Source organism: Actinosynnema sp. NPDC050801 (assembly GCF_040673975.1).
In the GTDB taxonomy this organism is placed as follows: domain Bacteria; phylum Actinomycetota; class Actinomycetes; order Mycobacteriales; family Pseudonocardiaceae; genus Actinosynnema.
The window spans coordinates 113389-125873 of sequence record NZ_JBFAQZ010000012.1 but is presented as its reverse complement, the minus strand read 5'-3'; the positions used below and the strand labels follow the sequence as shown (position 1 = coordinate 125873).

11 protein-coding genes are annotated in these 12485 nt (G+C 71.3%); 2 read left to right on the top strand and 9 right to left on the bottom strand.

From position 1 onward, the window contains the following. Positions 1 to 34 precede the first annotated feature (34 nt). Positions 35 to 1012 (top strand): hypothetical protein, encoded by a 978-nt coding sequence (locus AB0K14_RS25715; RefSeq protein WP_360456185.1) that lies wholly within the window; start codon positions 35 to 37, stop codon positions 1010 to 1012. An 87-nt stretch (positions 1013 to 1099) separates the two neighbouring features. Here the strand turns inward: AB0K14_RS25715 and AB0K14_RS25710 are convergent, their stop codons facing one another. Continuing rightward, positions 1100 to 2260, bottom strand: coding sequence for a S1 family peptidase (locus tag AB0K14_RS25710; RefSeq protein ID WP_360456183.1), 1161 nt, complete (start codon positions 2258 to 2260; stop codon positions 1100 to 1102). 449 nt (positions 2261 to 2709) lie between these two features. On the opposite strand from AB0K14_RS25710, the gene AB0K14_RS25705 reads away from it, so the two are divergent. Continuing rightward, positions 2710 to 3219, top strand: a complete 510-nt coding sequence (locus AB0K14_RS25705) for a hypothetical protein (protein ID WP_360456180.1) — start codon at positions 2710 to 2712, stop codon at positions 3217 to 3219. A 524-nt stretch (positions 3220 to 3743) separates the two neighbouring features. On the opposite strand, the gene AB0K14_RS25700 is transcribed toward AB0K14_RS25705, so the two are convergent. The 8 genes from AB0K14_RS25700 to AB0K14_RS25665 form a co-directional block, all read right to left on the bottom strand. Continuing rightward, positions 3744 to 3878: a hypothetical protein gene (locus AB0K14_RS25700; protein ID WP_360456177.1), complete on the bottom strand. Its 135-nt coding sequence runs from the start codon at positions 3876 to 3878 to the stop codon at positions 3744 to 3746. Next, a complete protein-coding gene (locus AB0K14_RS25695) occupies positions 3875 to 4783 on the bottom strand; it encodes a phytanoyl-CoA dioxygenase family protein (protein ID WP_360456174.1) in 909 nt (302 codons plus the stop codon). The genes AB0K14_RS25700 and AB0K14_RS25695 overlap by 4 nt, the downstream gene beginning before the upstream one ends. Before the next feature lie 90 nt (positions 4784 to 4873). Further along, a complete protein-coding gene (locus AB0K14_RS25690) occupies positions 4874 to 5557 on the bottom strand; it encodes a LuxR C-terminal-related transcriptional regulator (RefSeq protein WP_360456171.1) in 684 nt (227 codons plus the stop codon). A gap of 74 nt (positions 5558 to 5631) precedes the next feature. Then, entirely contained in the window at positions 5632 to 7116 is a 1485-nt protein-coding gene (locus AB0K14_RS25685; RefSeq protein WP_360456168.1) for an AMP-binding protein, read from the bottom strand. Between the two features lie 35 nt (positions 7117 to 7151). After that, positions 7152 to 7946 (bottom strand): phytanoyl-CoA dioxygenase family protein, encoded by a 795-nt coding sequence (locus tag AB0K14_RS25680; protein WP_360456165.1) that lies wholly within the window; start codon positions 7944 to 7946, stop codon positions 7152 to 7154. 23 nt (positions 7947 to 7969) lie between these two features. After that, on the bottom strand, positions 7970 to 8821 hold the full coding sequence (locus AB0K14_RS25675) for an AAA family ATPase (protein ID WP_360456162.1): 852 nt from the start codon (positions 8819 to 8821) through the stop codon (positions 7970 to 7972). Positions 8822 to 8906: 85 nt separating this feature from the next. After that, on the bottom strand, positions 8907 to 10685 hold the full coding sequence (locus AB0K14_RS25670; RefSeq protein WP_360456159.1) for an ABC transporter ATP-binding protein: 1779 nt from the start codon (positions 10683 to 10685) through the stop codon (positions 8907 to 8909). Further along, positions 10682 to 12475, bottom strand: a complete 1794-nt coding sequence (locus AB0K14_RS25665) for an ABC transporter ATP-binding protein (protein ID WP_360456156.1) — start codon at positions 12473 to 12475, stop codon at positions 10682 to 10684. Before AB0K14_RS25665 ends, AB0K14_RS25670 begins: the two co-directional genes overlap by 4 nt. Between the last annotated feature and the right edge of the window lie 10 nt (positions 12476 to 12485).

The window sequence follows — 12485 nt, the reverse complement described above, 5'->3', positions numbered from 1 at the left end:
CTGCCCGCCGTCTGTCGTTGGTAGCGTCGTGGGGGTGATCACCGACGACCGGGCACGGCGCTTGGCCGCGCACGAAGTGGTGGCTGCCCGACTCGCCGGCTTGAGCGACCGCGAACTCGCCGAACGGGTGGCCTCGGCCACCGCGCTGGGAACGGGCATCGGTGGCCGGTCGGCCGAGTTGGACGTCGCGGGCACGCGCGTCTTCGTCAAACAGGTGCCGCTGACCGACCTCGAACTGCGCAACCCCCACTCGACGGCCAACCTCTTCGGACTGCCGACCTGGTACCAGTACGGCATCGGGTCGGCCGGGTTCGGCGCGTGGCGGGAGTTGGCCGTGCACACCATGACGACGCGGTGGGTCGTGGACGGCGAGTACGACGGTTTCCCGCTCACCCACCACTGGCGCGTCCTACCCGGCTCGGCACCTCACGGGTTCACCGACTTCCTCGGCGGGATCGACGGCGCGGTGGCGCACTGGGAGGGCTCGGCGGCCGTCCGGGGGCGGTTGGAGGCGATCGGTCGGGCTTCGGCGAGCCTGGTGCTGTTCCTGGAGCACGTGCCGTGGACGCTGTCCTCCTGGCTCGCCGACCACTCGGAGGCCGTGCCGCGGGTCGACCGGGCCTTGGCCCGTGGGGCGGCGTTCATGGGTGCCCGCGGACTGGTCCACTTCGACGCCCACTTCCGGAACGTGCTGACCGACGGTCGACGGCTGTACTTCGCGGACTTCGGACTCGCCCTCGGCGCGGGGTTCGACCTCTCCCCGGCAGAGCGTGACTTCCTGTCGCGCCACCTGGCGTACGACCGCTACTACGTCGCGAGCCACCTGCTCCGCCACCACCTGCCGGACGACCCCGCCCCGGCGATCGCCGCGGTCGCCGACCGGCACGCCCGCGTCGCGGCCGTCCTGGACGACTTCCACCACCGCCTGCTCACCGAGTCCAGGCGGACGCCGTTCCCGACCGCGGACCTCGAAGCGGCCGAACGGATCGACCTCCGCGGCCCTGAAGCCTGAACCACGTCCGCGCTCGATCGACCCGACCGGCCTCCGGGCAGAGGACGAAGGCCGGTCGGGTCGTCGGATGGGGAGACCGCTCAGCGGTCAGGACAGGATCAGCGACAAGCCGTAGGCGGCCAGGATCGGGTTGACCTCCTGGTAGTACGTGGTTCCACCGGTCGAGCAGTTGCCCGAACCGCCCGAGGTCACGCCCTGGGCCTGGTTCGAGCTGAGCCACGAGCCGCCGGAGTCACCGGGTTGGGCGCAGACGTTCGTCCGGGTCAGGTTGTAGACGACGCCCTGCGGGTAGTTCACGGTCTGGTTGCGGGCTTGGATGTAGTTGCACCACATGCCGGTGGTCGAGCCCGAGCGGCACACGCCGGAGCCCACCGGGACCTGCGCGGAACCGCGCACGTAGTACCAGTAGCCGTTGTAGCCCTCCATGTAGCCCCAGAGGTTCACGCCGGCGACGGTCTGCACCCACGCGTAGTCGAAGTAGGGGAACGTGGAGCCGGCGAAGTAGCCGTAGAGCGCGCCGTTCTGGTCGGTGGCCTGGGAGCCGGGCGTGCCGCAGTGGCCCGCCGTCACGAACCCGCCGTACACGGCGAAGCCGATGGAGCACCGGCCGGCGTTGTTGATCCAGTACGGCCAGCCGCCGACGACGTCGGCGTACGGCACCGGGGAGTGGTCCTCCTCCACCACGCGCACGGCGCGGTGCAGGGCCTTGGCCTCGTCGAGGAACGCGTCCACGGCGGCGTCGAGCTTGTTCCGGTTGACGGTGACGACGACCGTGTTGGTCCGCACATCGACGTACCAGCCGTTCACGCCCGCGGGCGCGGCCTTGCCGGCCTGCCGGTCGAGGGCGGTCTTGGCGGCGTCGAGCTGGGCGTAGCTGTGCGCGACGGGCACGACGGTGACGTCGAGGCCGGTCTTGTGGACCCCGGCCTCACCGGCGACCGCCACGGCGAGCTTGCCGGTCGCGGGGTCGAACCAGCTGCCCGCGTAGGCCGAGCCGTAGAGCTTGCGGGCGACGACCTCGGCGCCACGGGCCCTCTCCTCCTGGGCCAGGCGCGTCTGCACGCCCTCGGCGGAGAGGCCGAAGTCGCGCTTCATCGCCTCGGCCATGCCGAGGGAGACGCGCGTCGCGGAGGTGGGGGACGTGGTCGCCACGCCGCTGGGCTCGGCGACCGCGGGCAGGGATGGAATGGCGAGACCGATCGCGAGGACGACCGCGCCCGTTAATCGGACGGTACGTGAAGACGTCATTTGGGCAGCCCTTTCAGGCGAGGGTGCAGGGAAGTACACCGGTCGGTCGCCCGGGAGGTGCCAGCGGAGCCCGGGAACCGATCGGCAACGCCGTTTATGAACCCGGCGGATTCCGGACGTTACTTTCCGCTCCGACCCGCCCGTACCGCCGAGACGGTGGCGTTCGAGGATTGTTTCGGCAGTTCACGGCACATGGAATCGTTTAGTCATGTCGAACTTGTTACCGATATCGTGCATTCGTCGTTCCGTAGTGACAACCCCTTGACACGCCGGGCAACGTCGAGCGGAAGCGCGGACCGATTCCCGCGGCGTGGAAGTTGACGGGATTGGTCACGCGTAGCACCCGGCGTTCGGATGAGTCACTCCGCGGGCCGCGCAAAATGATCAACGTGGTGGCGTCGGGTGCGTCCGGTGCAGATCGTGTTCGGCTGACAAAGGAGTCTGCTCGAATGACCTCGCCCCTGTTATCCGGGATCGGCCGCGCCACCGCCGTGGCGTTCGCGGCCGCAACGACCACCCTCACCCTCACCGGCGGCGCGAGCGCCGACCCCGCCGCGGCGGCGGTGGCGTTCAAGGCGGAGCACACCGACCGCTGCCTCAGCAGCTACACCGCGGGCCAGTTGGCCTGGCGCAACGCGCAACCGACCCCTTCACCCCTGCCGGTGACCGCGATCGAGGTCACCGGTGAGGTGGCGCTGCGCAACACCACCCCGTGCGCCCCTCCGACCCGCACCGTCGCGGTGGCCGTGTTCACCGCCTACAACGGCCGCACCGTCGTCGACACCGAACGCCAGAGCACCACCGGCGCGACGAAGTTCGAGTTCGTGCTCTCCGCTCCGCTCAGCCCGACCCCGGTGCCCATCGACCGGGTCACCGTCCAGGTATGCCACACCGCCATCGCCCCCAGCCCCACGCCGGATCCGCTCACCTGCGGTGACATCTCCAGCTACCCGATCTGAACCCGCGCCGGGGGAGCCGGTGCCGACACCGGGCGTCTTGACGCATTGGTGCAGTCGGTCACCTTCCCGGCGGCCCTTGAAGTCGCTGCCGTGGGCGGTGACGCACAAGGAGTGGTTGCCCACGTCCAAGGGCGGCGTCTGCACGGCAGCAGGGCCGGCAGGGCGTCGAAGTCGCCCTGGACGCAGGTGCCCAGGTCGCCTCGGACATCCGCTTCCGGGTCCGAGGCCCACCGAGGCAGTTGGCGTCCGGGCCGAACGTCACGGTGTGGGTGTCCGCCCGCTCCGGTACTTCCGCCAACGCGCCCTCGGAGTTCTCCAGCACGTGGTTGTCGCGGCCGTCGGACAGGAAGAACAGGATCGTCCGCGGACCGGTCATCGCGTTCGCGATCTCGGTGCCCTCCCGCAACCCCGCGGTGAAGTTCGGCCCCTGCCTTCGGGAGCGTGCCGTCCACGGCAGCCGCCGGCGCACCGTTGGACACCACCAGCGCGGCGGCAGCCAACCCGACCCCAGTTTCCGCATTGCTTCAGTACGTCACGTCGCAGTAGTCGCGCACGCGCAACGAGCACGGGAGGAAACCGGGGTCACCCGCACGGGTGATCACGACGTCAGGACGACGGCCGAAGTCGTCGCGTCTGCCCGCACCGCGACAAGTCGTCATCGACTCACGGTGCCCTCCTCCAACCGCCGCACCATGCGGTGCGTGGTCTCCAGAGGGGATTCCCGGAACGTCGGTTGAGAGGACCCGTTGCGCAGGTTCAGGTCGGCGACCTCGGCGTTCCAGGTCTCGTGACCGCGGAACGGAATGGTCTCCTCCGGCGCGTAGACCGGGTAGTCACGGTACTGGTTGGCCGCGCTGCCCGGCTTGCCCCGGACCAGGATCGGGTCGAGGTACAGCCCTTCGTTCGCCACCAGGGTGGACGTGGGGATGTAACCGATGTCCAGGCCGCACCGGCGCTTGGCCGATGTGTTGGCCTCGGAGCAGTGCAGGGCGTTCGGGTGGTGGATCGACACGTCACCGGGTCGCAGCTCGATGTCCACGACCCCCGCGCGGTCGACCCATTCCCGCACGACCTCTTCACGCGTCTGCGAGTAGAGCATGTTCGCGACGTCCGTGCGTGGGCGCGGCGGGTGGATGTCCATGACGTGGCTGCCGGGCACGATCCGAAGGCAGCCGTTCTCGGTGGTGGACTCGTCGATCGCCGCCCACACCGTCAGCGCCTCCATGGGCTTGAGCTTCCAGTAGGCACCGTCCTGGTGCCACAGCACGGGACGACCGTCGTGCGCCGGCTTGCACACGTAGTGGGAGGTGAAGCAGGCCACATCAGGGCCGAGGAACAGCTCCGCGATGTCCACCAGGCGCTGATCCGAGACCAGGCGCACCCAGAACGCATCGTTGCGCATGAGTGGGTGGTGGTACTCCTCAGGGCGAAGGTCGGGGTACTTGCGGCCCAGCCACGACACGTGCTCGCGGGCCTCTCCGATGAGGTCCGGGTCGAGCACATCGCGGATGATCGCGAAGCCGTTCTTCTCGTAGTCGTTGCGCACGGTCTCGATGTTGAACATCAGCAAGGCTCCCGATGGTTGTCGGCTACGCTGACAACCCTTGTCCCCCAACGGGAACCTGTCACCGGTTCGGCCGTGGCCGGAACCGGCCTACCAGTTCTCGTCCTCGATGTCCTCGACCGTGATCAGCCCGTACAGCGCCGCCAGCGCGCCCGCTTGGAAGCGGCTGCGCGCACCGAGTTCCTGCATCAGGTCCGCCGCGATCCGCCGGGCGGTCCGGGAGGACACCCCGAGTCGCCGCGCGATCGCGTCGTCGGTGTGGCCCAACGCCAGCAACCTCAGCGCCATCGCCTCCGTCGTGGACAGACCCTGGTGGTCGGTGCCGGCCCAGCCGAACGGCACGGCGCGCCGCCACTTCGCCTCGAACAGGCTTCGCAGCGTGGACACGAATCCGGTGCCGCTCAGCAGCAGGGCGGCGCCGGCGCACGGCTCGCGCAGCAGCGCCGCCGACCGGTCCACGACCAGCATCCGCAGCGGCAGCGAACGCGCGATGCGGACCTGCACGCCCATGTCGGCCAGCAGGGTCGCGCAGTCGAGCCCGGGTGAGCTGTCACGCACCTGATCGGGGTAGATCACCCGCACCCGCACGCCCCGCGCGAGCAGCTCCGCCTCCTCCACGCCCAACGCACCGTCCCCGATGGCCCGCAGACCGTCCGGAGCGAACACCGAGACTGCGTCACGCGCCCCCTCGCACAGCAGCCGGATCCGATCACGCACCTCCTCCGGGTCGGTGAGGCACTCGACCTCCGAGTCCAGCCTGGTGGTTCCCGACATCGTCCCCCTCGGAATGTGCCCCGGTGGCGCCCGCAGTCCACACCCCGCGGGCGCCACCTGACCTGCCGATCACGTCACCGGCGGCCCAGTGACGTCGCTCCACGCCGAGCCGCCGCCACGTCGGCCAGCCGGCGTCGGTCGACCTTGCCGTTGGCGTTGACGGGCAGCGCGTCCACCACCGAGCAGTAGGTGGGCACCATGTACTCCGGCAGGCTCTCCTCGCACGCCTCGCGCAGTTCCTCTTCCGTCACCACCGAGTCGTCCCCGGTCACCACGAACGCGGCCAGCAGGACCACCCCGCCACGTTCCACGCCCACCACCGCGGCCCGCCGGACCCCGTCGACCCGGGCCAGCACGGCCTCCACCTCGCCCGGCTCGACCCGGTAGCCCTTGATCTTGAGCTGGTCGTCCACCCGGGACAGGAACTGGAAGCCGCCCTCGTCCAGCCGGACCAGGTCCCCGGAGAAATAGCACCGACGGTCGGTGCCGTCGCGGTGGGGCAGCACCCGGAACTTGCGGTCGGTCAGCTCCGGGTCGCCGACGTAGCCCAAGCCCACGCAGTCGCCCGCGATCACCAGTTCGCCGCTCTCCCCCGGCTCGAAGGGTCGCAGCACACCGTCGACGTGGCGCAGCAGTTCGGCGCTGGTCACGGCGATGCCGATGGGCGGCCGGTCGGGCCAGCCCGCCGGGTCGCCGGAGAGCCGGCACTGGGTCACGACGTGGGTCTCGCTGGGGCCGTACTGGTTGACCAGGGTGATGCCCCTGCTCCCGCAGAACTCGCGGACCTCGTCGTTGATCACCAACTGCTCGCCGCCGGGTGCCAGTTCCCGCAGGGTCGGCAACCGGGCGTCGTCGAAGAGCGCGGCCATCGCCAACCCGTGCAGCAGCGCGACCGGCAGGAACATCCGAGCCGCGGAGTGCTCTTCGATCAATCGCACCAGGGTGAACGGGTCGCGACGCTGCTCGTCGTCCACGACCACCAGCGTCGCCCCGGCCAACCAGGTCGCCACCATGTCCTCGTAGACCACGTCGAAACCGATGGGTGCCGCGTGCAGGGTGTGAGGTGGGACGTCGTGCACCCAGTGGTCGATGTGCCAGGCCCCGAGGTCCGCGAGCACGACCGGGGGCACGGCGACCGACTTCGGGGTGCCGGTCGATCCGGACGTGGGGATCACGTAGGCCGTAGGGCCGTCCACGACCTCGGTCACAGGTGCGCCCAAGACCTCGGCGAACGAGACCACCGGCAGACCGGACCCCGCGGTCGCGCCGGCCTCGTCGCCGACCACGAGCGCACAGCCGGCGGTGGTGAGGATCGCCTTGGCCCGCTCCTGCGGCATCGTGGTGTCCAGCGACAGCACACCGGCGCCGATTCGCCACGCACCGAGCACCGCCGTGCAGCGCGACCAACCGCGGGTCGAGTTGATCGCCACCACGTCACCGGGGCGCACGCCGCGTTCGCGCAGCCCGCCGGCCACCTCGGCAGAGGCGCGGTCGAGCTCCGCGTAGGTATGGGCCACCCCTCCGTCCACCACCGCGACGGCCGCGGGGTGTGCGCGCACCGCGGCCACCAGAGACTCGGCCAGGGCCCGGCGGCTCACAGGGCGCCCGCCAGCACTTCCAGCGGGGTCCGGTTGCGCGCGGCGAGGAACTCCGGCCTGGGCCGGGAGACCTCCTGCGGGACGTTCTCCACGCTGTTGTAGCTGAACAGCGCCATGCTCCGGTCTTGGGGTGTCATGTTCGCCCCCGAGCCGTGCACGAGCATCGGGTCGAAGAAGAGCAGGCTGCCCGCGGGTCCGGTCAACGAGCGGATGCCCCGCTCGGCCACCAACGGCGCCAGTTGGTCGGCGCGCAAGGCGAAGTCGATGTCCGCGGTGAAGTTGGCCTTCCACTCGTCGCCCGAGCCGGTGCCGCGGTTCCCGCCGACGAGCGTCCCGAGCCGGTGCGAGCCGGGCACCACGAGCAACGCCCCGTTGTGCTCGGTCGCTTCGTCGAGGAACACCCCGGCGTTGACCACCAGCGGCGCCGTCAGCCCGTCGTGCTGCTGCCAGAACACGAAGTCCTGGTGCCACTGCCACACGTCGCCGGTCAACGCCCGCTTGGCGTTGACCTTGCACTGGTGGAGGTAGACCCGGCTGCCCAGCAGCTGCTCCGCCACCGACAGCAGCTGCGGCAACCTCGCCAACCGTGCGAACAGCTCACTGACCTGGTGCGAACCGTGGATCGCCCGAACGGTCACACCGTCCTTCTCCATCACCCTCCCGTCGTGGTCGAGCGCGTACAACCGCTCGACCTCCGCCCGCACCCGTCCGACGTCCCCCGCTCCCAGGACGTCCTCGACGAGCAGGAAGCCCTCGTCGCGGTACCGCTCGACCTGAGCCCCGTTCAACATCGCCCACCTCCGGTTGTCGAAACTCATCCCGCGGCGTCGACCGCGGCCAGCACCTCGGCCAGCACCTGCTCCGGCGACGCGACCGCCGAGTCCACGACCAGGTGCGGCTCGTCCCACCGCTCCCAACGCCTCTTCATGCGCAGCACGTGCTCCCAGGACACCGTCGAGTGCCAGCCGGGGATGCCGCGCGACCTGCCCTCGACCCGGCCGCGCTGCACCGCCTCGTCGGAGCACACGCACTCCACCCCGACGAAGACACCGCCCAGCCGCTCGGTGACCGAGCGCCACCGCTGCCGCACCTCACGGCGGTGACCGGTCGCGTCCACGATCACGTCCAACCCGAGCTGCACCTGGCGGGCGATGGACGCGGTCAGGTTCGCCTCGGCCAGCGGCAGGGAGTTGTCCAGTCGCAGCGCCCCGAACGGGACCAGCGCGCCCAGCTGCCAGTCCATCGAGTACACCGGCGCGCGCAGCCGCCAGGCCAGTGCCTCGGCCAGGGTGCTCTTCCCGGTGCCCGGTGCCCCGGCCAGCAGGACCGTCCGGGGCGGCCGGACGGCGTCCGGCCGGGGTACCGGGGTGAGTTGCTCGTACGTCAGCTGCGCCCGCTCGGCCATCACCCACTGCAACTGCTCTCGGACCCGTTCGAGGCCCGGTGCCCGCCCGTCATCGCGTTCGGCGGCCAGCCGCGCCCACCCCAGCACCAGGTGCTCGGGTCGCACCGTGATGTCGCCGAGCCGGTCCGACTCCCACGAGGCGGCGCTGACCAGGTCGGCGGGCGCCACCGTCCCGCCGTCGAGGTCGCCCGGCTCCAGGCGCTCCAGCAGCCGGCCGGCGATCCCGCCCTCCTCGGCCAGGGCGGCGAGCAGGTCGGTCACGTCGAGGAGCTCACCTCCACCCGGTCGTGGGATGAAACGGGCCGAGGACGGGTGCACAGGTAGATCAACCACTGGGTCGGAACTCCTATCGGTAGACACGTGCCTGCATCTCGTAAAGCTCCGCGTACAGACCACCGCCGGCCACCAGCGCGTCGTGCGTGCCGACCTGCGACACGCGGCCCTGGTCGAGCACGACGACCAGGTCGGCGGCACGGACCGTGGCGAAACGGTGCGAGACGAACAACAACACCCCGCCGTGGGTCTGTGCGGCCGAGCGCATCCCGACCAGCCGCTTGAACAGCTCGTGCTCGCTGACCGCGTCGAGACTGGCCGCGGGTTCGTCCATCATGGCCAACAACGGCGCCGGTCGCGTCAGGGCCCGGGCGAGCGCGAGCTTCTGCCACTGCCCGCCGCTGAGCCCGACCGCTTCCGGCCACCGCGCGCCCAGCGGGGTGTCCGCGCCGCGCGGCAGTGCCGAGACGAACCCGTGGGCGCCCGCGCGGCGGATCGCCCGGTCGACGAGCAGGTCCCGGCCGCGGGCCGCGTGGTTGCCCAGGCCCACGCCCTCGCGGACCGCCAGCTCGAACCGCACGAAGTCCTGGAAGCCGGCGGTCGTGGCGCGGCGCCAGTCCTCGACGTCGAACGCCTCGACCGGCACGCCGTCGACGGTGATCGACCCGGCGGTCGGCCGGTACATCCGGGCCAGCAACTTGACCAGGGTGCTCTTGCCGGACCCGTTCTCACCGACCAGCGCCACGCAGGCGCCCGCGGGCAGTCGCAGATCGATGCCGTGCAGGACGGTGCGCTCGCTGTCGGGATAGCGGAAGGAGACGTCCGACAGGCGGATGCCGTCCCGCAAGGTCGCCGGCACGGTCGTGGTGGCGGGTGGGTCGCGCCGGGACTCGGCGTGCTCCTCCAGCCACAGCAGGCGCTCCCCGGTCTCGACGACCTGGTGCAGGTACGCCGCGGTCGCCGCCGCGGCGGACAGTTGTGCGTTGACCAGCCCCACCAGGGTCAGTGCGAGCACCGCCGAGCCGATGCCCGCGCCGGTCGCGCCGCCCAGGACCACGGCGATCGTGGTGCCGAAGGCCGCCGCCACCACGACGGCCGCCAGGCTCGTCGCCGCCCACCCCCGCAACGCAGCGCGCAGCGTCACCGCGTCGGCTCGTTCCGACAGCGCCAGGTGTCGTCGCGCGAGCTCCGGCGCCAAGCCGAACAACCGCAACTCGGTGCCGGACTCCGGTGACGTGGCCACCTTGAACAGGTGGTCGCGGGCGCGGATCAGGGGTGCGTTGGCGCGGCGGGCGCGGCGGGAGAGCCGCTTGGCCACGCGGTGTGCCAAGAGCAACGCCACCCCGGCCACGGGCAGCAGGGCGAGCAGTGGGTCGATCCACGCCAACAGCGCCAGCGCGCCCGAGAAGAACCCGACCACGCGCAGGTTCACCACGAGGGCGTTGACCATCTGCGGCATCACCTGGCGGTCCTCGCGCAGCGAGGTCATCTCGTCGAGGTAGCGACCGCGCTCGTGGTGATCGATCGTCGGGATGCCCGCGCTGAGCCGCATCAACCGCTCGTCGATCACCAGCGCCGCGCTGTCGATCACCCGGTCGGTCAGCCGCAGGTAGCCCTGCGCGGTCAGCCCGGCCCCGGTGAGCGCCAGCGCCATCACCACCGCTGCCGCGACCGCGCCGCGCGGGTCGCCGCGCAGCACGGCGTCGACCTCCAGCTTCACCCCGAAGGCCGCGAGCAGCTTCAGCGCGGTGCCGAGCAGCTCACAGGCCACGAGCACGGCTATCCGGCGAGGATCGGCTCGCAGGCAGATCTTCGCCAGGACCACCAGTGGACGCCAGTTCAGGTGGGTCATCGGTCGCCCTCCGCGTCCAGCTCGCCGAACCAGGACGCTTGGAGCGCGAACATCTCGGCGTAGCGCCCGCCCCGGTCGACCAGTTCGTCGTGCGAACCCAGCTCGGTCACCCTCCCACCGTCGAGCACGCAGATGAGGTCGGCGCGGCGCACCGACGCGAACCGGTGCGAGATCACCAGCGTCGTGACCCCGGCGGTGAGGTCGAAGAAGCGGTCGTAGAACTCCGCTTCCGCCCGCACGTCCAGGCTCGCCGTCGGTTCGTCCATCACCAGCACGGTGGCACCGGCCTCGACCGCGAACAGCGCACGGGCCAAGGCGATCCGCTGCCACTCGCCGCCCGACAGGTCCGCGCCACCGGGCAGGTGGCCGCCCAAGGGGGTGTCCCACCCCGTCGGCAGGGCGTTGATCCGGTCCAGCACGCCGGCTCGCGCCGCCACGTCCTCCAGCAGCGCCGCGTCCTGCGCACGGCCCAGCGCACCGAACGCGATGTTGTCCCGAACCGGCAGGTCGTAGCGAAGGAACTCCTGGAAGACCGGGGCGATCCGGCGCTGCCAAGCGCGCACGTCGGTGTCGCGCAGGTCCACGCCGTCGACCCGGATCGTGCCGGAGGTCGGTTCGAGCACCCCGCACAGCAGGTTGACCAGGGTCGTCTTCCCCGCCCCGTTGCCCCCGACGATGGCGACCGAACGGCCCGCCGGTATCCGCACGTCGACTCCCCGCAGCACCGGTTCATCGGCGCCCGGGTAGCGGAAGGTCACTCCGTCCAAGACGACGTCGTGCGTCGGTGCGACCGACGACAGGACGATCGCGCCCGCACGTGACCGCTCGCCGGCCACCGCTGCCTCGAAGTCCAGCAGCGCGGGCAGCGTCGCGGTGCCGTAGGCGATGCGCAGGTCGTTGTTGTCCGCCGGAACACCGGCGGCGACCCGGTGAACGGCACGCAGCAGGACTGTCAACGCGCCCACGCCCACCACGCCCGCCACGGCGTCCACGCCGATGAGCGCGAACGCGAGCAGCGCGGTGCCGCCGGCGAGCAGCACGGCCGTCGACTGGACCGCCCAGCCCTGCTTGCGCTGCGCCCACACCTCCGTCATGGCCGCCAGCCACTCGACGCGGAACCTCTCGACCAGCCACGGTCCCAGACCGAACACCCGCACCTCCTTCGCGGCCGCCGGTTCCAGCGCGAGGTCGCGGAAGTACGCCGCACGCCGCACCAGGGACGTCTGCCGGGTCAGCACGGCCAACTGCCTGAGGTACGTGCGCCGCACGCTCCAACCGAGCAGTACCTGGGCGACCAGCAGCACGGCCGCGAGCCACCAGTGGTAGGACGCCACCAAGGCTGCCGCGAACACCACCTGGAGCCACTGCGCCGCCTTCTCCGCGACCCCGGCCAGCGCTCCGCCCGGCGTGTACCGGGAGCTGCCGTCGTTCGAGGCGTGGAACAGCACGTCGCGCACCTCAGGGCGGCTCAGGTGCGCGGTGCCGGCCGGGAGCGCAGCGGCGAGCACGACCCGCTCCCGCAGTACCCGGTCGGCCTTCGCACCGAGGTGGTTGCCCACCACGGTCAGCAGCGAGGAGCCCACCTCCGCCACGGTGATCAGCACGGCCAGCAGCACCACTCGCCGAGCGACTCCGGTCGCGGTGCCGGCGTGGCCGAACCCGTCTGCCAGCGTCTGCACCAGCGAACCCATCACCAGCATCTGGGCGGGCACGACCGCCGCGACGGCCGGCACGAGCAGCGCCAGCCCGGCCACACCGACCGGCCCCGCGCCGCGCACCACCGCCATCATCGCCGAGGTC

What these genes read in the sequence shown, in the direction of transcription:
- AB0K14_RS25670 (WP_360456159.1), bottom strand. Translation starts at nt 10,685, where the DNA reads ATGACCCACCTGAACTGGCGTCCACTGGTGGTCCTGGCGAAGATCTGC.
- AB0K14_RS25690 (WP_360456171.1), bottom strand. Translation starts at nt 5,557, where the DNA reads ATGTCGGGAACCACCAGGCTGGACTCGGAGGTCGAGTGCCTCACCGAC.
- AB0K14_RS25705 (WP_360456180.1), top strand. Translation starts at nt 2,710, where the DNA reads ATGACCTCGCCCCTGTTATCCGGGATCGGCCGCGCCACCGCCGTGGCG.
- AB0K14_RS25710 (WP_360456183.1), bottom strand. Translation starts at nt 2,260, where the DNA reads ATGACGTCTTCACGTACCGTCCGATTAACGGGCGCGGTCGTCCTCGCG.
- AB0K14_RS25700 (WP_360456177.1), bottom strand. Translation starts at nt 3,878, where the DNA reads ATGACGACTTGTCGCGGTGCGGGCAGACGCGACGACTTCGGCCGTCGT.
- AB0K14_RS25665 (WP_360456156.1), bottom strand. Translation starts at nt 12,475, where the DNA reads ATGATGGCGGTGGTGCGCGGCGCGGGGCCGGTCGGTGTGGCCGGGCTG.
- AB0K14_RS25680 (WP_360456165.1), bottom strand. Translation starts at nt 7,946, where the DNA reads ATGTTGAACGGGGCTCAGGTCGAGCGGTACCGCGACGAGGGCTTCCTG.
- AB0K14_RS25695 (WP_360456174.1), bottom strand. Translation starts at nt 4,783, where the DNA reads ATGTTCAACATCGAGACCGTGCGCAACGACTACGAGAAGAACGGCTTC.